Source organism: Paenibacillus sp. FSL R5-0486, from assembly GCF_037975155.1.
Taxonomy (GTDB): Bacteria; Bacillota; Bacilli; order Paenibacillales; family Paenibacillaceae; genus Paenibacillus; species Paenibacillus amylolyticus.
The window spans coordinates 7,063,887-7,086,284 of the sequence record NZ_CP150237.1 but is presented as its reverse complement, the minus strand read 5'-3'; the positions used below and the strand labels follow the sequence as shown (position 1 = coordinate 7,086,284).

Genomic DNA, 22,398 nt, shown 5'->3' with positions numbered 1-22,398 from the left:
TTTAATTATTTCTAATGCTTCTTTCATATGTTAGTATATTTAACATTAGAAGCGCGGGTTCCGGCATTGGGCGCTAAACGTTGTTATAGTGGGTGAAAAGATCGATGCGCAATTGGGTCAAAAATGAGAATGTGCAGATGACGGCCATTGCCTTTACCACTGCGGTAGGGGCGCAATTCAAGATAAATCCGTTCCGGGAAGATTACTTCCGAATCGGGCTGGGGGTTAGCATCCTTTTATTTCTGCTGATGATCATGCCACACTTGTCTTATGTGAAGACAGGAATCCTGACAGGCATCGCGAATTTGCTGTTTCAGTCAGCAGATCTCATCAATCATGTACAGACGGTGTCTATACTGGAAAGCATGCGGGACAATCTGGGGGCAGGTGTGTATTATGTGGTCTTTGCCTATGGGCTTAGCAAGTTCAAGCATCGATTCCATGAGATGCAGCCTCTTCTGCTCGGCGGGTTAATCACATGTATCGATTTCTCCTCTAATCTTGTTGAGCTGCTTTTTCGCGGAATGTTAAGCGGGACCAATATCTTTTATATGAAGGAATGGTTGTATCTGCTTGTGGTAGGTGGTCTGCGAAGTTACTTTGTGATTGGGCTATATAACAGCATTGCGGTGAGGCAGATGAGGTTCTTACATGCAGAGCAGGAGAAGCGGATGGTGCAGATGCTGAGTGTGAACTCGGGTCTGTATGGCGAGGTCTTTTACCTGAAGAAAGCGATGAATACGATCGAAGGCATTACAGCAGACAGCTATGATCTATATCGCGATCTCCGGGAGCAGGACTTGAACCAATATAGTCAGCGCACGCTGGGCATCGCTCAGCAGATTCATGAAGTAAAGAAGGATTCACAACGTATTCTAGCGGGTCTGCTGAAGCTGTATGATAACGAAAAAGCGGTTAACATGAGCCTATCTGAAGTACTGAACTTTGCCAGCAAAGCAAACCGAAAATATAGCGAGATGTTGCATAAGCAGGTGGAGATCGACATCGAACAACAGTTTGATTGTGAGTCTCCGTATTACATTCCTCTTCTCACGGTAATGAATAACCTGATTGCCAATGCGGTAGAGGCGATTGAGCATGATGGGACGATTCGAATTCGTATATATGAGCAGGAAGAAAACGTGCATTTCGTCGTGATGGACACTGGAAAAGGCGTACCTGAAGCCAAACGGGATGTTATTTTTGAACCGGGCTATACAACAAAGTTCAATGAAGTTGGCATTGCCGCGACGGGCATTGGTCTGTCCCATGTACGTGATATCGTTCAGTTGTTGGCGGGACAAATTAAGGTAGAGTCGGCGCCTCCGGGAGCGAGAGGGACTACATTTGCTATAGCTATTCCCAAAATAAATCTGATCAAGGGGGCCGATGTCGATGACACTTTCTATCATGATCGTGGATGATGATGTGGTAAGTCGGAGCATGCTGCATGATATCATTGAATCCTGTGGTATCGGCGAGCTTGCGGGCATGGCTGAGGGTGGCATAGAAGGCGCACGGATGATCATGGATCTGCGTCCTGATGTGGTGTTGATTGATCTGCTGATGCCGGATCAGGACGGAATTGAGACGGTAGCGAAGCTGAAGCAATGCGGTTATACCGGTAAATTCATCATGATCTCTCAGGTGGAGAACAAGGAGATGGTAGGGGAGGCCTACCAGAACGGCATTGAATTCTTCATTCATAAACCGATTAATCGGGTGGAAGTGGAGCATGTGCTCAGCAAAGTGAATGACCAGTGGAAGTATGAGCGTTACGTGCTGGAGATCAAGCAGTCGATGGCTCGATTGAATCTGGTGGAAGCGCCGGCCCCTGCCCAAGGTCGTACGGTGCGAGATGCGGCACGAAGCATTCTAATGGATCTGGGGATTATCGGAGAAAGTGGTAGCAAGGATATTGTGGCTCTCATGGAGTATGCGATTGATCAGAAGCAGGTCGCGGAGTGGCCGCCACTGAAGGAGTCCTATGAAGCGGTGGCCCAGACGTACAAGTCAACGCCCAAGGATGTGGAGAAAGAGAGCAAGGCGATGGAACAGCGCATTCGCAGAACGGTAATTGCCGCGTTAACGAACATGGCCTCGATTGGACTCACCGATTATAGCAACCACAAGTTTGAGCATTATGCGCCACTCTACTTTGACTTCCAGGATATTCGAATGAAGATGAGAGCCATGGAAGAAGATCAGACAGGTGACAAAGGCAAGGTTAATATCAAAAAGTTCCTGCATGTGTTCTATATGGAGACGCTTGAAAAGATGAATAATTGAGGCATCATATGCCTCTGTCTGTTGGAGGATATGAAAACCCGGGAAGGTGACCATCGGCGGTGTCGAGGTCACCTTCACCAAAGACGGGCAAGCTGAAGGGGGTATTATTTTAATCCAGAATTACTTCTTTATCTGGTTGTTCAAGAAATTCGAACATGATTTTAATTTGTTCCAGCGTATTTCTTTCCAATGATAATTCAGGTAAAGCGTCGATAGCAAAAAAATCAACTGCGCTGGTTTCTACACCTGTTTCCGCATGCCCTCCCACAATGTCACAGCGGATAAACATCTTATATACGTGATAAGGCTCAGGTGGGTGTCCATGGAATTTTTTGTCCAATACTGCTAACAACCGCATCGGTACAACATCAAAACCGGATTCTTCTTTAATTTCTTTCACAGCTACTTCTGATGGTGATAAGCCGATGTCACTCCATCCCCCTGGTAATGCCCATGCCCCATCTAATTTCTCTCGAACCAAAAGCACTTTGTTTTCCCTGAAAACAACACCGCGAATATCGACTTTAGGCGTTGCGTAACCTGAATCACTTGCAAATGTAAGTGATATTTTCTCTTTGTTAACAGAAGTATAGTTACTTAAGATATCAATACTAATGCGCCTCAATTCCTCATATCGCTCGATATCATAAACATCCGTGGCATAGGTTAAACCTGTTTGTGAGATAGCTTGAATCTGTTTTGCCCATTCTAGCCACTTTGTGTCCATGGACACCTCTTTTCTTCGCAAGTCACGAGATTTTGTTTAGTTAGGAAATAACCCCATTATATCATATGAATTACAGTCTATAACTACTAAGAAAGGACAACTCGAGGTTAGGGAATCACGCTAATGATTGAACGCACTTTACGATTATTGCTTTTTATTATAAAACTGCGAGATATTATAAAGAAACGATGTCCAGAGGAGGAGAAAGTGAATTGAACATAACTATTGTTCAACAAGGTAATTCCAAGGTCGCCATAATTGAAAGTAATGGCATCGTCATCAACAATGCTCAAGATGCACTGGATTTGATGGCTTCGGTAAGGTATAGCGATGATGCTGATAAACTCATTATCGACAAATCGAACATCACGGAAGAGTTCTTCGAACTGAAAACCAAGCTTGCAGGTGAGATTTTGCAGAAGTACGTGAACTATCATGTTAAGCTTGCTATTGTGGGAGATTTCGAAGGACATAACAGCAAGAGCCTGAGAGATTTCATCTATGAGTGTAACAATGGCAAGCATGTTTTCTTTTTGAAAAACAAAGATGAAGCGCTTCAAAAGTTGCATAATATCAGTTAAGCGTACATCCGAGGCATGTAGAGAGCCTGCTTATAATCTGAACCAAACGTAGGAGGTTTGCACCGTGATATCTAATGAGAATTTAAAGGTATATGCTCTGCCTGAGATCGGAAATCTTAAAGTGCATGGCAGAACAACTGGAGAGCGATCGCCGTTGACGTTATTTTGGACGGGGAGTGCAGTTGAACTCAATGTACAGGGCTCCGAACTATGGGTTGAAGTAGAGTCGCAGTATGACATGTATGAGTCATGGATCAGCATTCTGATCAATGGTGTTCCGGTGAGCAGACAGATGTTAACGGCGGGAAGGTACTGGGTCTGTGTATTCCGAGGTATGAACGCAGATGTTGTGAAGAATGTACGGATCGTCAAAGATGTTCAAGCGATGAGTGGTGACCCGGGTTGTGCCTTGCAGATTCATGCGTTGAAATCCGATGGAGCGTTCCTGCCTGTGCAGGAAAAACCGTACAAGATAGAGTTCATTGGTGACAGTATTACATCTGGAGAAGGTGCGATTGGAGCGAAAGCGGAGGAAGATTGGATTCCGATGTGGTTCAGCGCCATACATAATTATACGTTTATGACAGCAGAGGCATTGAATGCAGAATATCGGGTCATCTCGCAAAGTGGCTGGGGTGTGCTGACAAGTTGGGATAACAATCCAAAAGGGAACATCCCCGAGTATTACGAAAAGGTCTGTGGCTTGCTTACTGGTGAACGTAACGATGCGCTAGGAGATCAGCATGATTTTAGTTCCTGGCAGCCGGATGTGGTAGTCGTGAACCTGGGCAGCAATGATGGGGGTGCATTTCAGTCACCGGAGTGGAAAGACCCCGACACGGGCAAGGTGTACAAGCAGCGTTTGAACGAAGATGGTACGTATCATGAAGAAGATCTGGTTGCTTTTGAGAAAGCGGTGGAACGGTTCCTGTTCAAACTTCGGAAAAACAATCCAGATGCACAACTCGTATGGGCTTATGGCATGCTTGGTTTTCCCATGATGCCTGCCATCTACCGCGCAGTTGATGCGTATACAAAGGGGACAGGAGACCGCAAGGTCTCAATCATCCAGCTTCCTGATACAACCGAAGAGACGGTAGGTGCGCGCACCCATCCAGGCGAGTTATCTCACCGTAGGACGGCAGAGGTGTTAGCGGAATATGTACGAGGAATGATAGGATAACTTGATACTTGATACTTGATACTTGATACATGGTAATGGAAAGACCACTCTTTCATGAACGGGTACCCCAATGGTTAGATGGTGTCTAACTTGATGAGGTCCCTTCATCATAAGAATGGTCTTTTCCCTTTCTACTTATCTAGACATTCGAAGCTGTATCCGCTGTGCCGCTGTTCTGTACCTCATAACGAATCGAAATGATCTGTCCAAGTGTCTGGGTTCGGACCATTTTGAATTGACTTGGCACAGTGCCTGTCGGGAATAAGGGGATGCCTTCGCCAAGAATCTTGGGAATGATGGCGACTTCAATCTCGTCCAGTAATTTTTTTGCTAACACAGCTTGAACCAATATGCCGCCACCCACAATCCACACATCTCCATCAGAAGTTTGTTTTAACCGGGGAATGAGCGTATCTACCTCCTCGGTTGTAAACTGTACATGCGGAGCGGGCGGCTGTTCCGAGCGGGAAAGCACATACGTTGGGCGATCCGCATAGGGAAATTCTTCGGAAAGTGTGAGCACCTCTTCATACGTATAACGTCCCATAACAACGCTACCGATTGTTTTATAAAATGCAGCATACCCGTTGTCTCCACCATCACCCTCCACATCAAATAACCAATCGACCGAACCGTCCAGTCTTGCGATATATCCATCCAAACTCATAGCAATGTACAAAATTGTTTTGTTATCAGACATGTTCATCGCTCCCTTCTAAAATGTATGATACACTTTAACTATGACAAAAGTTGACGTAGTTAGGATGTTGAATAAATGAATCATCGGAAATTGGCGATCATGCGCCTGATGGATTCCAGACAAAAGTTCACTGCCCGGGAATTGGCAGAACGGTTCGACGTATCGATTCGTACGATCCAGCGAGATCTGGATGCATTGCAGGCGCTGGGTTTCCCTTTGTACACAGAAGTTGGCGTGAACGGAGGATACCGGGTGTTGCCCAATCGGATTTTGCCACCCCTTCAACTGACACAGCAGGAGGCATTAGGGCTGTTTATGATGCTGGAATATCTACAGCAAGTACCGGATTTTCCATATGGATCAATGCGTGAGCATCTGGCTGAGCAATACTTCTCTACTTTACCCGAAGATGTACAGGATCTCATTATGCGAATGAGAGAGCATATCACCTTTGTCCAGCACCCCGGTGGGCATTCCGAGCCTTTAACAACAGTAATATTGGGTGCAGCGGTAGAAAAGAGAGAAATCGAATTTATGTATCATGCCCGCAGTGGCCCTAAAAAAGTACAGGTCTTTCCCTATGGCATCTACTATGAGCAGGGACATTGGTACATGCCAGCCCGGAATAAGGATCGTGTATTGTTGTATCGGGTGGATCGCATGCAGCAGTTGGTTGTTATGGAATCAGTGGATAAATCTGTTCCAAGTCTAAAGGCATGGCTAGCTGCCAAAGAAGATAGAGCAAGCGTAGAAGTGGTGCTGCAATTCACGGAATTTGGAGCAAGGATTGCTGCGTCAGATGTGTTGTTCAAGTCAGTTGAAGGCCATGAGTGGCGCGGACTGATTCCGCCTGAAGAGTTTTCTTTTACAGCACGAAAGTTACTCTCCTATGGGCCGGAAGTGAAGGTGGTGTCTCCGCTCGAACTGCAGCAGCAGGTTAGAGGGATGCTGGAACGGAGTTTAAGCCAGTATGGTGGGGGATAAGAGCTTTCAAACGCTGGATATTAGGGTATCAAGGAAGAGATAAGAAAGGTGTGTAGACAAATGAGCGAAGTTTGGACTAAAGACATCATCCCGACTGTATCCGATAAAGTAGTGATTGTGACAGGTTCGAACGGCGGGTTAGGGTATGAAACGGCATTAGCGTTAGCTGAAAAAGGCGCAAAGGTTATCATTGCAGTTCGTAATATGGAAAAAGGTGAAAAGGCAGCTAATAAAATAAAGTCGTCTGTGCATGTAGCTGGAGAGGTAATCGTTATGCAGCTTGACCTTAGCGATTTAGCTAGTATCCGTAAGTTCGCAGCCGCTTTTCTTGAGCAATACGATTCGTTGTCCATTCTCGTTAATAATGCAGGAATTATGAACCCTCCATTCCAGTTGACGAAAGATGGCTTTGAATTGCAGTTTGGTAGTAATCATCTAGGCCATTTTGCGCTTACGGGTCTACTATTGCCTCGATTGATCTCTACTCCGAAATCGAGAGTTGTCACTGTAAGTAGTATGGCAGCTCATAATGGTGCGATTGATTTTAATAATTTAGATGGCTCCAAAGGATATAATCCCATGAAGTCCTACAGTCAAAGCAAGCTAGCCAATCTGATGTTTGCGAGAGAGCTGCAGAATAAATTTAATTCCGCCCATATTGATTCCATGAGTATCGCCGCTCATCCAGGAATTTCGCATACCAATCTATTTTCCTTCGGTTCGGGGAAACAGACCAATATATTCATGCGCAGTCTTTTGAAAATCATTAGTCAACCGGCACATATGGGGGCATTACCTACCTTATATGCTGCAGCAGATCCGACGATCACGGGAGGGGAGTATATTGCTCCCAGTGGTATGGGCGGCACCAAGGGCTATCCCAAGAGCGCTAAGATCATCGAAAAATTATATGACGCTAACATTTCAAACAAGCTATGGAGCGTATCAGAAGAATTAACAGGGGTATATTACAGATTCAACGTGTAGATTTTGCTATTAAGGAAAGTAAACCTTATTATGGTATAGACAGTTAAAAGTTCTTCAGCACGAATAAGATTAACTGAATGGGGGGCTACCATGATTCGATTCATAAAAGGTTTCACGACCCGCTCTATGCAGAGTCCATGTGATGAACAACGGCGGTTGTTTGCATAGAGCCTGAAATCCACTTCCGCCATATCATTATAGTGCATATCCAATGCGTTCATCGTACGACTCTGCTGCCTTAAAGATTTTAACTTTTAAGGAGTGGAGCAACGTGAAATATATTAATGCGGATACAATCTTCCCGGAAGAATTACTCAAAGAAATACAGCGTCATATCTCCGGAGGCCTGATCTATATTCCAAGGCCCAAGGATGCTCATAAGAAGTGGGGCGAGAATTCGGGTGGCAGAAGGGTTGTCCAGGAGCGGAACGACGAGATCCGCCAGCTTTTTGCTGCCGGAACAACCATCGATCAGCTTGCGGACCAATACTGTTTATCCATCGATAGCATCAAGAAAATTGTGTATTGCAAAAAGGGATGAAACTATAAAAGCCATGTTCGAGCAATCGAATGTGGCTTTTTCCTGTAAGAATAAAGAATAGTTATTAAAGCTTTTTTACATATTCGAGGTTGTTAATTACGCGTACAATTCATTTGACGGTACAAGGATATGCGTTGAGAGTTCTTGAAAATAACTCCTTAAATCATCTGGTAAGGTTGGTGAATATGAATAATATGAATATAGAAGTGAAATTAACGAATAAAGACGAGGCGTATGTGATTAAAAATATGTACCCGCTATACCTTCATGATCTATCCGGACATTATGGTCTGGGTGGAGAGCATACCCCGAACGAACATGGCATTTTTGAGCCAAGTCCTGATTACAAAACGTTACAGGATCAGTATGATGTACAGAATATTTGGTGGGAAAAACCGGAGTGTCTTTATCCGTTCCTTATGATTGTGGATGGCATACCGGCAGGTTTTGCGTTCATAGCTACTCCGCCATATTGTTCACAAGGCACGAATTTCTTTGTACATGACTTCTTTCTGATGCAGCCATTTCGAGGTGTAGGCGTTGCTGAACACGCGGCATCGACGATCTTCGGCATGTTTAGAGGAAACTGGGAGTTGTTCACCAATCCATCGGAGAACAATAAGATTGGCCAATCTTTCTGGCGGAAAACAGTGAATAATTATACCAAAGGTAACTATCGGGAGATGTACGGGCAAACGTTCGATGGTTATAAATTGATTTTTCAATTCTCCAATATATAAAAAGAGAGACCGTCTCCCTTTGCGGAAAACGATCTCTCTCTACTGCCTTTTATAAACTACCGTTGAAATAGTGATACTCAGAATTTACTTCAAAACCAACACTGCGGTACAGATTCAAAGCACGTTTGTTCTCGGTAACAACGGATAAGCGGATATCTGTGTAACTTTGTTTCCTTAGGAGATCAACCAGGATGCTAAGCGCAGTGCGCCCCAGTTTCTTTCCCTGATAAGCAGGCAAGATACAGAAGTTATGAATAAATGCGGTTGTTGCATTAATGGAGTTGACCCGTACCAGCCCAACAGGCAGTTGATTCTGCCATGCAATATAGGTGACTCGGCTGGGTTCATTCGTTTGCATAAAGTACTCGCGTGTCCAGTCCTCCGAATCTCCAAAGGCTTGGGAGGAGCAAGTGACCATAAACTCCATATCCTCGGTTTCTGCCACGGACAACGTTAGTTCAGGTGGCTCCACAACCGAAAGGACTTCATTCACAAGTTGCATCGAGTACTCCGCACGATCATAAATGGCTCCAAGGGATTGGGCAGTATGAACACCCGGAGATAAGCCCTGAGGAACGCGATAACTGAGTTGGTTGATTCCCTGTGGTTTCATATCCAGGATGGCCCTTTTCAGTAGGTTGCTGAACACACCTTTGCGGCGAAATTGCGGGTGTACGATGGCATTAATATTCCCGGTTACGGTGTCGGAAGGATACCAACTGAGGAGTCCTACCAAATCACCGTGGCGATAACAGAGGAGTGCATGGTCTCCGTCTTTTTTACTGATATGGTCAAGGTCTGCTTTCAGATGAATGGAATCAAGCTGTTTACATTGTTGTTCGAGTAAAATAATAGCATCAATCTGTTCCTTGGAATCATAGATCATAGGAAAGACTTGATAAGTTGACATAGCTTTCACACCTTCATTGTTGAAGGAAACACGCAGTTATTGGACCCGCAGGCGCTGTCCTTCGAGAGTTGGTCCAGTTGTAATTTTGATCATCATCATTATCTCCTCCAAATCACTTCCCGATGACTATAACACAATCTATGATGAAGATGACACCCAATGGATGTAATTCACTGGGTGTCTGTTCAGATACGCCCAATAACTGGACATTATATCCTATTGAAGGGATAATTGAGAGTAATACTGACGAGAAAGGGAGGGGTTAACCATGCGCAAGTTGGCATATGTGATTGGTATATTATTTCTTTCCGCCGCCATGTTAATGGGATGTACACCATCTGAACCAGCGGAAAGCACTGAACCCGTCACTCCACCAGCAACGGAGCAGCCAAGTGATACGGGGGACCAGAAGGCGGCTGCGGAGGAGCAGCAACAAGCGCTCGAAATGTCGCTGGAGTATAAGACAACAGAACTCACTGTGGATGGCAAAGACTATGAGGATACGTTAGAGATGGAAGGGTTATTGGCCAAAGGAGACACGATGAAGCCATTCCTGACCTCCAGGAATTATGAGGCTTACATGGCTAATCGATATATTGTATTGCCTCTTCAGGTTGCACACATCGAACAAGCGAAACTGCATCCTGAAAATATACAAACCAAGATCAAAGATAACAAGAGCGACTGGATTCTGGTGGAGTACACGCTAGATCTGAAATTTACAGACGAGAATGGCAAGGAGTTCAAGTCCATTCCGCTATCGGGCGATATCACCTTTTTGCAGGATCAGGGGGAATGGCGCATTCAGGATGATACGTACAACAGGGATGCATTCGCAGACATCATTAATAATTCACTATAATGCATGAGTCATCTGTGAATCTGGCACATGCAGATTGTGATCGAATTATCCATTACGAATAAGCTCTTTCATATCAGTACGCACTTCAAAGTGCGTACTTTTTTTGTGGCGTCGTACCCAGCTAAGCGCGTGTCGTCAAAAGGGTCTCATCGCGATGTTAGCTGTCAACACCTGCTAGAAATTTGCAGGGTACATTCTCCTGTAATGATGATATTATTTGGATGATCAACTTACTTATTGCGCTCTTGTAGAATGGGGTTGGGTTCATCATGAGGGAGATTCTCCGAGTCGGTTCTCGTAAGGTTTGGTTGTATATCATTGCTGCTGTTATTGGTTTGGTTACAGGCTATGTCGTCCTCTCTTCGCCGGACTCTCCTAGGCTCCAAAGTGAAGAAGGTATTCTGGATTTAACGCAGGCTCAACTTAGTACGAATCCGCAAAAATTAATAGGGAAGTGGGCGTTCTATTGGCAAGAACTGCTGTCGCCTGAGGATATGCGGGTTCGTTCGGCAAGGGAAGGAAATCAGGACCACTGGATTAACATCCCAAGCTCCTGGCTGGGCTACCCGTTAGAAGGTCAGCGGCTGAGCGGTACAGGCTATGCAACCTTTGGACTGGTCGTTCATCTAAGCGAACAGGATCGAGATAAGATGCTTGCTCTGCGGCTGCCTAGCATTTTTAATGCGTACAAATTATGGGTCAATGGCGAGCTGCTGGCAGAAGTTGGTGAGGTTGGTCAGGACAAGCACAGCATGACCCCGCAACTGGAAACAAAGCTGGTGTATTTTCAGCCTGAAAGCGACACGTTAGAGCTGGTCATGCAAGTCTCCAACTTCCAACATCATCGGGGCGGCATTACCAAGAATATCGAGCTGGGTGGCAGTGACGTACTAACGACCAAGACCAATCTGAATCTTGCCAGGGATATGTTCATCACGGCAAGTTTGCTAGTGATCGGTTTGTATAATCTGCTGTTGTTCATGCTGCGACGTAAGGATAAAGCTCCGTTATATTTTGGCCTGTTTACTGTACTGCTTGGTATTCGATCCTTGTTCAACGGCGAGCTTATCTTTACACAATGGTTGCCTCATTTTCCTTGGGAATTGCAGTTCAAGATCGAATATCTGATTCTTTGCCTCAGCGGTTATATCATCACCATGTATTTTGATTGTATTTTTCCGAATTATGTGTCGCGATGGTTTCGTCTTGGCACCCGGATCGTAACTGGTGCATTCTGTATCCTTGTAGTGGTAACCCCTGCAATTATATATACGAAATTTCTGTTGATGATCGGTGTTATGGTTGTTCTACATATGGTCTATCTGATGATCGGGCTGGTTCAGGCGGCTGTGCGACGTATGGAGGGAGCGTTGATCTTCCTGCTGGTGTCGGTGATTACTTTGGTCACGGTCGTCAACGATTTTTTATATTACAACGGTTGGTCGCTGATCGGAAATACATCCCCGCTTGGCTTATTGATATTTACGATGGCACAGATGGTTCTGCTTTCTTCGAGATTTACGAGGACAGCATCCAATGAGGAGAAAATATCACGTGAGTTGCAGGACGTTAACGACAAGCTGATCGAAATGAATATGAATCTGGAACGGACCGTGCAGGAGCGAACTCAGGCCTTATCTACAGCTCATGATGATCTCCGCACTTCGTATGACCGGTTGCTTCACTCCGAGCAAGGGAGGAAGAAGCTTCTTGCCTACATTACGCATGATCTGCGTATGCCGCTGTCCAGCATGCTTGGATATGTAGAAGCTATACAGGACAGGGTCAAGCCGGAACGTAATGAGCAATATCTGAAGTACATCCGGGAGAACACGATAAGGATTAACCGTATGATCGAGGAGTTATCCTTCTTGTCGCATTTGGAGACCGGACAGGTCTCGTACCGAATGGAGCCGATTCAGATGATTCCTTTCTTGCATGGTTTTTTTGAACAATATGAGTTGGTAGTGCGAGACGCAGGATTAGACTTCATACTGGATATCGGAGATACCGAGGATAGACGATCTATTTTGCCAGTTGTCGAGATGGATGCGAAAAGAATAGAACAGGCCTTATTTAATCTAGTATCCAACGCCATGAAGTTCACCTCCAGCGGGGGGCTGGTGCGTATTGCACTAGTTGTGGAAGTGATGAATCATGCTCGCTATGCGACCATTAGCATACAGGATTCTGGCATGGGGATTCCTCCGGATCAGCTTGAGCAAATCTTCGAACGTAATTACAGATATGATCGGCCGGGAATGGGCATAGAGGGCAGTGGACTGGGGCTTGCAATTTGCAGGGAAATCGTACAAGCGCACGGAGGCATGGTTCGAGCGGAGAGCGACGGCAAGATGGGGGCGACATTCTATGTAACGTTTCCTTGTACGGTGATTGAAGGAAAGGGGTGATGAGATGGACACGCACAAAATCATGATCGTTGATGATGATCCTCATATATGCGAGATTGTGCAGGTGTATTGTGATAGGGAGGGATTTGTCTCCACCTGCAGTCATAGCGGGTCAGAAGCGATGGAGCTGCTTACATCGTTTGAGCCGGATTTAATTATACTGGATATATTGCTGGCTAATGAAAACGGTATTGACTGGTGCAGGAATGCGCGTAATCTCACCAGTGCGCCGATTGTGTTTCTGAGCAGTCAAGAGGAAGACGAAATAAAAATTAGCGCATTATCCTATGGCGGGGACGATTATGTGACCAAACCGTTCAGTCCGGGAGTGCTCATGGCCAAGATCAAGGCTCACCTTCGCAGAGTGTCGACGGGTAGAAGGGAACAACTGCTGGAGTTACCGGGTTTGACACTGGATTTCTACACGCAGTCCGTCAACATGGGGAGCATACCTATCTCTTTATCGAAAAAAGAATTCAGTCTGCTGTCCTATATGGCACAAAACGTAAATCGTGTCGTCAGTGTTGATACGTTGTTTCAAATCATCTGGGGAATGGAAAGTCTGGAGGATACAAGAACGGTTGCTGTACATATCAGTAATTTACGCAAAAAAATTGAGTCTGACCCTGCCGACCCCGAGCGAATCATTACGGTTCGGGGGAGCGGATATATGCTGGTTTCTAACAGTACGTCACAAGCATGAATATAGCAGTAAGGGTGGTAGTCTATTATAAATGGGAAAATGGCGTTGGAGCAGTACCTGACGCTATTGGCCCATTTTTTGTTTTTTCCACTAGCTTCATAATCGACTCAAGATATTGAATTCCTCAACACCAGTCTGCGCTTTTCCATCCTCGTCAAAATGATGTGCCATCTCTCCGAAGAATTAAACGATCCAATACGCACGGATTTAAAGTTTTCTTTAGGTTTCTCAAGTAGGATAATCCATCATGATAAAATCACTGTGGTCGATATAACCACATATTTCATCAAATTGTACCTGATTATTAGCTACGAGGACGTTACATTCAAGCCGGATCAAACGATAATACGTGAAGAAATGGTTGTCTTGCTGTCCCGCATTAGTACTTGAAGAGAAGGAAGTGGCTCCGATGGCACGAGTTATATGTATCACATCAGGGAAAGGTGGAGTTGGCAAGACAACGGTCACGGCTAATCTCGGGACTGCCCTTGCCTTATCGGGGAGCAGCGTTTGCCTGATCGATGCTGATTTTGGATTGAGAAATCTGGATATTCCGCTTTGTTTGAGTAATAGGGTAAGGTATCATATTTCTGATTTTCTGACGGGTCAATGTGCTTTACATCAAGTGATCGTCAAAGATAAGCGAATCAGTACCTTGTCCTTTATCTCCTGTAGTAACGACGCGGTGCATCACGATGATCCGCAAGTTTTTGGCGAGGTTGTACAGCAAATAGCCCAGGGCTATGATTATGTGCTGATCGATTCGCCGGCAGGCATTGAAAATGGATTCTGGAATGCGGCTTTGGCAGCAGATGAGGCTATTGTCGTTACTACACCTCATCGTACATCGCTTCAGGACGCGGATCGCGTAATCGGATTATTAGAAGATATGATTCCGGCTCCGCCACAGCTCATCATTAATATGGCCGACGGACAGGAAGCCCGTTCGGCAACGGTAAAGATGCAGGATATTATCGATATTCTCAATATCGGTGTGATTGGCGTGATCCATGCCGATGTAGAAATTATACGTTCCGTACATAAGGGCATTCCGATTGCGCTTAATCCCGAGTTTGAAAGCGGGCTGCGCTTCAGGCATATCGCCCACAATGTGGCGAAGAATCAGCAGGAGCCTTTTATCTCATTGAAACCCAAGAGGCATATTAGTGTTTTTTCACTTCCTCCAAGACTGCGTTGGGGGAAGAACAGTTCGTTATAGTCGCTTTGGTAGATGAATCGTTGAGAAGAGAATCATCTGGAATGGATTGCAGACTAGCTTAAGAATTCATGAAAAATAGTGGTGTGGGAGTTACCTTCCCTACGCCGCTATTTTTTGATGTCATTGATGTTCTCACTTGCGAGTGGTTGCTTACTTAAAGTTTTCTTTATAATTCACAAGCGCCCCTATCTCGCATGATAAAATACGGAAGAAAAAACGACATAATTTGCTGTGTCGGTGTCACAATTCGACTGCAACTGATCAGAAAGGTCGGTGAACGAATTCAATCTGTAAATTTTTTTCGCTTGATCTCCGCGTGTCGAGCGAACTGACTTGCAGGAGACCAATGATCCCGATCTGGGTCAGTGGTATCCGCTATTAGTCTGGCTTTGTTGATTAGCTTGATTAGAAACCAATTTTGGATGGTCTTAGTTTGATCTATACATAGAAGGGATGAATGAAAGTGAAGAAAGTAAGACAGGGATGGAAGGTGAGCCGGCAGATCCTAATGTGGATGCTGGTGATCAGCTTAATAGTTTCTGCCGTGCCCCTATTACCAGCGCAATCGGCAGTAGCGGCTGAACTGCCGATGCAGAAGACAAAAGTAATCACATCCACTGGATTCCAGGATGTGAGTCACACCGACTGGTTCTATGATGCAGTCGTCCATGTGCAGGAGAAGGGCATATTCAGCGGAACGAACGCGAGTAGCTTCTCTCCTAAGGGGACAATGACACGTGCCATGTATGTAACGGCACTTGGACGGATGGCCGGAGTCGATGTGGGGGCGTACTCCACTTCGAGCTTTGCCGATGTACAGGCGGGCAGCTGGTATGCGCCATATGTCGAATGGGCGGTTAAGAAGGGAATTACCGATGGCACGGGGGATCGGAAATATTCGCCGGATGCTACCGTATCTCGGGAGCAAATGGCGACGATGACGTTGCGGTATTTCGAAAGCGAACAGATCCCTTATCAGACCGAGAATCCGGTCACGACAGAGCCGGGCGATCTCTCGGATGTATCGCCTTGGGCGGCTGACGCGGTCATCAAGCTGTGGCAAGCCGGTGTGTTCACCGGGGACGAAAAGGGGAACTTCAATCCGCGTGCGCAAGCGACTCGCGCGGAAGCAGCGGTTCTCTTCATGCGCAACAACGCGGTTGTAGAGGCGTGGAAAAATCAGAATCAAAAGCCGGTGACACCGACATCGCCGGTGACATCAACGCCAACACCGTCACCCGGCAGTAACAGCGGTGGCGGAACGCCTGGAGACAACGAAAGTAGCCCTGGCGCCGGTTCCACTGCGTATACGCTCACGTTTGAGAGCAACGGAGGCACGGCAGTTGCTGCGCAGACGGTACGAAAAGGCCAGGTGCTAAATAATCTACCTGCTCCAACAAAAGAAGGATATATATTTCAAGGGTGGTTTGTGGATAGTGATCTTTCACTCATCTTCGCAAGTGGCACTACCTTGACTGCGGATACGAAGTTGTATGCGAAGTATACTGATAGCATAGATCGTGCCGTACAGAGCGTACCAAGCTATTCGGTACTGGATGTCGCGCCGAACTTCACCATTAAGGTGCAGGATTCATCGGGCAGTCTAACGGAATCCCAGGTCAAAGAGGGGATGAACTTCGTGGATACGGCGAATCCCGAATTCGAAGGGGTTACCGTCTCTGGCGGGAACGGAGTTTTCACGGTATCGTCAGCAGCCGAAAATGGCAAGTTCGTTGAAGGTAACACATATCAACTTACGTTGACGGATGACAGTTTGTCCTTCCAAGGCCAAGACGCGACGACAAGTATTTATGTATTTAGCGTTGCTAAACAAGAAGTCATGAATGTTCCGCTCAATCCGAACATGATCTACATTCCGTTCACGGATGTCACGGATATGGTGATAAATGGAGCAGATGTCGATTCGCCCGCGATTTCAGTCGTTACTACGACGGTAGGCGGCGAAAATGCACTCGCCGAAGTGAATGCGAGTAGTGGAACGTTCAAGTACACCGGAAGCACTGGCACGGTGATTCAAGTTGGTGATACCGTAGCCATCTATGAGGGAATTAGTCCCAAACTGCGCACAGTCGAAACGACTGGTGAAGACGATGGTGATGTGGCCTATGTCCAGATCACGTCGGTAGATGGAAGTGTCTATACCTATGATCACGCAGATGCCAAACAAGTGTTGCTCAAGCCAGATGTGCTACCGGTGAGCGTAGAGGCAGATACGGATGGAGATCCCAGTAACCACTCCATCACGGTAGATCATACCGCGATGAACTACAGCGACGGCCTGTACGAGCCCTTTGGTTTGGATCAACTGACCACGGTCGATGTGGGAGACTTTATCGGGTTCTATGAAGGTGAATTCGCCGAAGAAGGTTCTAAGGTAACCGGTTATGGACGCATTACGTCGATTACGCCTGAGGCGGAGATGGACGTCATTACGTATACCGATGCCACCATTGAAGATATTGAGAATGTCTTCAACATCTATCAGAAGCAAGCAATTGACGGCGACGATCTGTTGTCGGAAGAACAGATTGCACAGCTCGAAGAGCAAATTGAGCAGCAAGCGAGAGACAGCGGATTCGTCAATGAAGCCGCGGATTATCTGTCTGACATCGCCATGGAGACAAAGGAAATTCAGGAGATCAAGGCTCAGTCCTCCCTAGCGTCCGGTAAAGGGAGCCGGGTAAGTGTGGAGAATCTGACCGTTGTTGCTTCACTCGGCACGAGGCTGAAGAATATTGACGGCCGAACCTCAGGCGTAAGCGCTACATTACAAGTGGGTGCTGATATTGTTGTTAATATCAATGAAGACAGCGATCTTGTCATCCATATGACGGGTACATTCGTTCAGGAGATGAGTCTGGACCTCGGTATCAATGGGGATATGAAAGGGCACTGGCTGAAAAAGTGGGGGATTCCTTACTGGTACAGCATTGATGATTATGTAATTACGGCGAATCTGGATGCTTATAGCTATACCGGGATGAACATCACGGCAGAGATAGCTCTCGTTGAACACGATAAGTTAAATGATGCACTGAATGACTGGGTGGGCGAGAAGAACGCTGGCAGGTTGGGCAAGGTTCAGGACATTGCGACACAGATTAAAGCGGTAATGGCGGGTGTGCAAGATACTGCCGTAGATGCGGAATCGTTGAAGGAAAAGTATCAAGAGATGTTGGAGCAAGACACGGAGTGGGTTCCGTTAATCAAGAAAGAGCTCTTTGAAAAGAGCGTACGCGTGGCTTTAGGTATTGTGGAAGTCAAATTTGAAGCGGAGTTTGTGGTCAGCGCCCAGGTGAACCTGACGGTGGGAGCAGATTTCTACTATAAGATGGCCAAGCGCTACTCGGTTAGCTTGCGCGTATTGAGTTTTAGTGGTTCGAGCAATACGGTCAGCTTGCCTGGAGACGGAGATTACCAATTTACCTTTTATGTAATGGGGACGATCGGTTTACGAGCTGGTATTCATATGGAGGTCAAAGCGGGGATTGGAAGCGTCAAGTTGAATAGTATCGGGCTTGCTGTAGAACCCGGTGTGTATGTGAATCTGTGGGGCTACTTCTATTATCAATTGAAAAATATTAGCGGGGTGGAGAGTACGAAGTCTCTAGGCGCTCTGTTCGTTGAGATTGGCATCTATTTGGAGGTCGAACTCGGCGCTCAATTAGGAGATGGCGCGCTTTCCGGCGGCGTAGAGCTGGTCGATGAAGAGTGGCCACTGTATACGATTGGAGAAGAACAGAACGTCTACGACTTCGCCTATCCACAGGATAAGTCGCTCAAAGTTAACATGGCGGGTTCTGCGTCATCCATCGCTGTACCGGAGTTGTGGGCCACAATGAATACCTTTGATTTGAAGACAGGCGCTACGGATAAACGGGCTTATGATCGCTCGAATTTCGATATTCAGGTGGACAATCCGAACTTCAAGTATGACGCAGTAAACGGGACGATTGAAGTGGTGGACAAGAAGATTCAGGTGAGTGATGGCAATCTGGTTATCACCTGGAAGGGGCCGCCGGGGTCGTTCACGTCCGATCCACTCAAGCGTACGATTCAGTTAAGCTGGCTTGCTAGAGTGGGTGACTACATCCTTCAGCTGGATCCGCAGAACGGCGGAGTGACCCAGGTTGTGGCGGCTCCGTATAACGCGCCAATTAGCGTGGTCACCCCGGTATATCCAGGATACACCTTTGATGGCTGGTATACGGCCGCTTCCGGCGGCACGAAGATCACGATTCCGAGCCGAATGGCTGCGGAAGATCGGAAACTGTACGCGCACTGGATTGCGAACAAGAATACGCCGTATACCGTTGAGTATTATGTGCTAGACCCGAACAGCAGGGTACAAGCTCCGCCTGTGGATACGGAAAATATGACTGGAACAACGGACACGGAGATACGAATCAGCTCCGACAGGTTTAAGGAGCAAGGCTATGCGACTGGAACGGTGAGCGGCGTATTAATCAAGGGCGACGGCTCTACAGTCGTAAGAGTTAATTACTATCCGGAGAATCGAAAGATGACTTTCGCTGGGGGTTATGCCGGTGCGCCCCAAATCTCGGTAACAGAAGCCGTTGGTAAGAACATCGCTACTCGTATACCTGTACCGACAAGGCAGGGATATACGTTTGCCGGTTGGTCGCCAGAAGTTCCAAGTGCGATGCCGATTGAGGATACTACGTATACAGCGAAGTGGACGGGAAGAGAGGGTACGCCTTATCAGGTCGTGTACTTGCTGCAAAACATCGGAAGTGACACCTATACGGTTGCAGATACGGAATCGTATCGTGGAGTTACGGGTACCGAGGCGAATTTGACGGACGTCAAGCCGAGATTCTATGATGGCTTCGTGCGGGACGACAGCATTTCGGTACTGACGGATCTAATCACGAGCAACGGAAAAACGGCGCTGAAGGTATATTATAAGCGTGATGTATACCAAATGACGGTTGATTATAACGGTTCTGGAGCAGCAAATAAAACGGATAACGTTCCTTTCGGAGCGACGACGCTACTACGTCTGGGCACTCCGACAAGGCAGGGATATAGCTTTATGGAGTGGTCGCCAACGCCGCCGCCGACAATGCCTGCGAAAGATGTCCAGTTTACCGCGCAGTGGGCAATTAACAACTTTACCCTAAGCTTCAACAGCAACGATGGGTCTGAAAATACGACCCAGACTGTGGGGTATGGAGCTACGATCATTGCACCAAATGAACCTATGAGAGATGGTTATGTATTTGGCGGCTGGTATAGTGATAACACGTTGACGAATGCTTACGACTTCGCTGCGGCGGTGACGGCGGATCTCACACTGTATGCGAAGTGGCTGATCCCTTACACGATAAATTTCGAGAGTAATGAAGGGTCGGTAGTAGATGCCCAAACAGTGCATGAAGGAACCAAGGCTATGGTCCCTGTTGCCCCAGAGCGGGAAGGCTATGTGTTTAGCGGTTGGTACAGCGACAGCGAATTAATTAACGCGTACAATTTCACTTCTACGGTGGTAACTGGAAACCTGACATTGTACGCGAAATGGACGGTATATGTACCGAATACCTACACTGTAACTTTCGAGAGTAACGGCGGATCGTTGGTCACAGAACAGACGGTGAATGAAGGTGCCGTGGCTACTGCTCCTGGCGCTCCGATGCTGGAAGGGTATACGTTCGATGGCTGGTATAGCGATAGCGAATTGATGATACCTTATGGTTTCACGGAAGGTGTAATGGCGAATGTGATGCTGTACGCGAAGTGGACGAAGAACAGCTACACAGTGAGCTTCAACAGTAACAACGGATCATCGGTGAGCAGTCAGTCCGTGAGTGAAGGTGACACGGCAACAGTTCCTGACGCACCGACCCGTGCAGGGCATGTATTTGAAGGTTGGTATAGTGAAGCAGGTCTGAATGAAGCCTACAGCTTCACGACACCTGTGATGAATAACCTCACATTGTATGCGAAATGGACGGCTATTTACACGGTCACCTTCAACAGTAACGGCGGATCCTCGGTGGATAACCAGAGTATGGAAAACGGCGGCAATGCTACGGAGCCTGCCGTACCGACGAGGGACGGTTACGTATTTAACGGTTGGTACAGCGACGCCGCACTGAATGAAGCCTATAGCTTCACGACATCGGTGACGGGTAACCTCACGCTGTACGCGAAGTGGACATTTAACAGCCGCACGGTGGACTTTGACAGTAACGGTGGGGCAGCAGTAGGTAGTCAGACGGTGGTTACTGGCGACAAAGCTGTGGCACCTGCTGCGCTGAAGTGGGCAGGGTATCGATTTGAAGGTTGGTACAGCGATCGCGATCTGGAGATCGCCTACGACTTCATGACGCCGGTGACGTCAAACATCACCCTGTACGCGAAGTGGACGATGACATCGTGGCTGCAAGTAGGTGACTTGTTGGATTTGAATAGTAAGTCCAATGTCATCTTCGACAGTCAAGGGACTCCTTACGTGGCTTATATAAAGGACAATTACGAAGTGTTTGTGATGCAATTTAAGGGAGGCAAGTGGCAGTCCTTTGGCAATCAAAGCGATCTTGAAAAAGCGGGAGGATTAGGGAGCTCAGCTATATCGCTCGGAATAGACAGTAAGGACAAGCTTTATGTTGCTTATAAGAATAGCTCAGGTAAAGTAAGCTTTAAGAATTATAATGATGAACATAAGTGGTGGAGACCAGTATCTACTATCTCTGATTTCAGTTGGAATGATGGAAAGACGAGCAGAAAAGTGGATAAAGTTAATGATAGCTTCTTCATTACCTTTGATAAGGATGATAATCCTTTTCTGATGTTTAGAGGTATTTTGGACGGTAATGCTAGGGAACCGTCAATGCTTATGTCATGGAGTTATCATCAAGGTAGTGGATGGAAACAAGAAGCGAGACTAGAGGCATTCGCAGGTCTAAGAGCCTTCCTCGCACCATTACCAAACAACGGCATGTATTTATTTGCTCCATTCAGGTCATCTAGTATCCCTGTGGCAACAGGATATAGCTTGGCAGATGGATCATGGAAACAATTAGATCCTAAATTATATTCATATCGAATAACTCCGAATATGGATGCTGCATCTGCGCTTGATCCATCTGGCGTACCTTATATGATCTATCTTAGCAACTCCAATGGTGTTGAAATGTGGAAATATCCGCACTCGACTCCGTCAGAAGATACGACATGGGAAAAGGTGAATACTTCCGGATTCTCGGTCGGTACATCTCAAGAAGGAAGCATGGATATGGCCTTTGACAGCGAAGGAACGCCTTACGTTGCTTATCGAGATGCAGCAGACGGCAACAGGGTGACTGTGTTGAAATATGAGAACATGGATTGGAGACCGGTAGGGTCTGCCGGATTCTCCAATGATGACGCTCTGGAGCTAGATATTTTCATAGACAGCACCGACCACGTTTATGTGAGTTATAAGGAACAAGGGAAAATGAATTTGATGAAGTATGATCCGAACTTGTAATAACCTTAATATCTTTAATAGATAAGACTGGCAGAACAGCCTACTCCC

At 46.5% G+C, this 22,398-nt stretch carries 16 protein-coding genes; 13 read left to right on the top strand and 3 right to left on the bottom strand.

The features are described from left to right. The first annotated feature begins 104 nt into the window (after nt 1–104). Entirely contained in the window at nt 105–1,424 is a 1,320-nt protein-coding gene (locus tag MKY01_RS31300; RefSeq protein WP_339284858.1) for an ATP-binding protein, read from the top strand. Continuing rightward, nucleotides 1,396–2,289 carry a response regulator gene (locus MKY01_RS31295; protein ID WP_339284856.1) on the top strand — a complete coding sequence of 298 codons (894 nt, stop codon included), beginning with the start codon at nt 1,396–1,398 and terminating at the stop codon, nt 2,287–2,289. The genes MKY01_RS31300 and MKY01_RS31295 overlap by 29 nt, the downstream gene beginning before the upstream one ends. 109 nt (nt 2,290–2,398) lie before the next feature. Here the strand turns inward: MKY01_RS31295 and MKY01_RS31290 are convergent, their stop codons facing one another. After that, complete coding sequence (locus MKY01_RS31290; RefSeq protein WP_127550179.1) at nt 2,399–3,016, bottom strand: NUDIX hydrolase; 618 nt, start codon at nt 3,014–3,016, stop codon at nt 2,399–2,401. 212 nt (nt 3,017–3,228) lie between these two features. Between MKY01_RS31290 and MKY01_RS31285 the strand changes: the two genes are divergently transcribed. Beyond that, on the top strand, nt 3,229–3,597 hold the full coding sequence (locus MKY01_RS31285; RefSeq protein WP_339284855.1) for a DUF4180 domain-containing protein: 369 nt from the start codon (nt 3,229–3,231) through the stop codon (nt 3,595–3,597). A 64-nt stretch (nt 3,598–3,661) separates the two neighbouring features. After that, a complete protein-coding gene (locus tag MKY01_RS31280; protein WP_339284853.1) occupies nt 3,662–4,780 on the top strand; it encodes an SGNH/GDSL hydrolase family protein in 1,119 nt (372 codons plus the stop codon). A gap of 139 nt (nt 4,781–4,919) precedes the next feature. On the opposite strand, the gene MKY01_RS31275 is transcribed toward MKY01_RS31280, so the two are convergent. Then, complete coding sequence (locus tag MKY01_RS31275; protein WP_036671789.1) at nt 4,920–5,486, bottom strand: dihydrofolate reductase family protein; 567 nt, start codon at nt 5,484–5,486, stop codon at nt 4,920–4,922. A gap of 69 nt (nt 5,487–5,555) precedes the next feature. Here MKY01_RS31275 and MKY01_RS31270 point away from each other — a divergent pair, with 69 nt between their 5' ends. From MKY01_RS31270 to MKY01_RS31255, 4 genes are all read left to right on the top strand, one after another. After that, complete coding sequence (locus MKY01_RS31270) at nt 5,556–6,464, top strand: YafY family protein (protein ID WP_036671788.1); 909 nt, start codon at nt 5,556–5,558, stop codon at nt 6,462–6,464. 60 nt (nt 6,465–6,524) lie between these two features. Continuing rightward, nucleotides 6,525–7,451 carry an oxidoreductase gene (locus MKY01_RS31265; protein ID WP_339284851.1) on the top strand — a complete coding sequence of 309 codons (927 nt, stop codon included), beginning with the start codon at nt 6,525–6,527 and terminating at the stop codon, nt 7,449–7,451. 271 nt (nt 7,452–7,722) lie between these two features. Next, nucleotides 7,723–7,992, top strand: a complete 270-nt coding sequence (locus MKY01_RS31260) for a CD3324 family protein (RefSeq protein WP_076252047.1) — start codon at nt 7,723–7,725, stop codon at nt 7,990–7,992. Nucleotides 7,993–8,177: 185 nt separating this feature from the next. Then, nucleotides 8,178–8,732 carry a hypothetical protein gene (locus MKY01_RS31255; RefSeq protein WP_339284849.1) on the top strand — a complete coding sequence of 185 codons (555 nt, stop codon included), beginning with the start codon at nt 8,178–8,180 and terminating at the stop codon, nt 8,730–8,732. Nucleotides 8,733–8,781: 49 nt separating this feature from the next. On the opposite strand, the gene MKY01_RS31250 is transcribed toward MKY01_RS31255, so the two are convergent. Next, complete coding sequence (locus MKY01_RS31250) at nt 8,782–9,642, bottom strand: GNAT family N-acetyltransferase (protein WP_339284847.1); 861 nt, start codon at nt 9,640–9,642, stop codon at nt 8,782–8,784. Between the two features lie 268 nt (nt 9,643–9,910). Between MKY01_RS31250 and MKY01_RS31245 the strand changes: the two genes are divergently transcribed. From MKY01_RS31245 to MKY01_RS31225, 5 genes are all read left to right on the top strand, one after another. Next, nucleotides 9,911–10,504: a hypothetical protein gene (locus MKY01_RS31245; protein ID WP_339284845.1), complete on the top strand. Its 594-nt coding sequence runs from the start codon at nt 9,911–9,913 to the stop codon at nt 10,502–10,504. A gap of 269 nt (nt 10,505–10,773) precedes the next feature. Then, on the top strand, nt 10,774–12,915 hold the full coding sequence (locus MKY01_RS31240) for an ATP-binding protein (protein ID WP_339284844.1): 2,142 nt from the start codon (nt 10,774–10,776) through the stop codon (nt 12,913–12,915). Between the two features lie 4 nt (nt 12,916–12,919). Continuing rightward, nucleotides 12,920–13,618: a response regulator transcription factor gene (locus MKY01_RS31235; protein WP_036611725.1), complete on the top strand. Its 699-nt coding sequence runs from the start codon at nt 12,920–12,922 to the stop codon at nt 13,616–13,618. Nucleotides 13,619–14,027: 409 nt separating this feature from the next. After that, nucleotides 14,028–14,837: a septum site-determining protein MinD gene (gene minD / locus MKY01_RS31230; RefSeq protein ID WP_339284842.1), complete on the top strand. Its 810-nt coding sequence runs from the start codon at nt 14,028–14,030 to the stop codon at nt 14,835–14,837. A 457-nt stretch (nt 14,838–15,294) separates the two neighbouring features. Next, nucleotides 15,295–22,350 carry an InlB B-repeat-containing protein gene (locus MKY01_RS31225; protein ID WP_339284840.1) on the top strand — a complete coding sequence of 2,352 codons (7,056 nt, stop codon included), beginning with the start codon at nt 15,295–15,297 and terminating at the stop codon, nt 22,348–22,350. Nucleotides 22,351–22,398: the final 48 nt, after the last annotated feature.

Coding starts and splice junctions, on each gene's coding strand:
- MKY01_RS31235 (WP_036611725.1), top strand. CDS start 12,920: ATGGACACGCACAAAATCATGATCGTTGATGATGATCCTCATATATGC.
- MKY01_RS31300 (WP_339284858.1), top strand. CDS start 105: ATGCGCAATTGGGTCAAAAATGAGAATGTGCAGATGACGGCCATTGCC.
- MKY01_RS31245 (WP_339284845.1), top strand. CDS start 9,911: ATGCGCAAGTTGGCATATGTGATTGGTATATTATTTCTTTCCGCCGCC.
- minD (WP_339284842.1), top strand. CDS start 14,028: ATGGCACGAGTTATATGTATCACATCAGGGAAAGGTGGAGTTGGCAAG.
- MKY01_RS31270 (WP_036671788.1), top strand. CDS start 5,556: ATGAATCATCGGAAATTGGCGATCATGCGCCTGATGGATTCCAGACAA.
- MKY01_RS31255 (WP_339284849.1), top strand. CDS start 8,178: ATGAATAATATGAATATAGAAGTGAAATTAACGAATAAAGACGAGGCG.
- MKY01_RS31265 (WP_339284851.1), top strand. CDS start 6,525: ATGAGCGAAGTTTGGACTAAAGACATCATCCCGACTGTATCCGATAAA.
- MKY01_RS31275 (WP_036671789.1), bottom strand. CDS start 5,486: ATGAACATGTCTGATAACAAAACAATTTTGTACATTGCTATGAGTTTG.
- MKY01_RS31240 (WP_339284844.1), top strand. CDS start 10,774: ATGAGGGAGATTCTCCGAGTCGGTTCTCGTAAGGTTTGGTTGTATATC.
- MKY01_RS31290 (WP_127550179.1), bottom strand. CDS start 3,016: ATGGACACAAAGTGGCTAGAATGGGCAAAACAGATTCAAGCTATCTCA.
- MKY01_RS31250 (WP_339284847.1), bottom strand. CDS start 9,642: ATGTCAACTTATCAAGTCTTTCCTATGATCTATGATTCCAAGGAACAG.
- MKY01_RS31225 (WP_339284840.1), top strand. CDS start 15,295: ATGAAAGTGAAGAAAGTAAGACAGGGATGGAAGGTGAGCCGGCAGATC.
- MKY01_RS31295 (WP_339284856.1), top strand. CDS start 1,396: ATGACACTTTCTATCATGATCGTGGATGATGATGTGGTAAGTCGGAGC.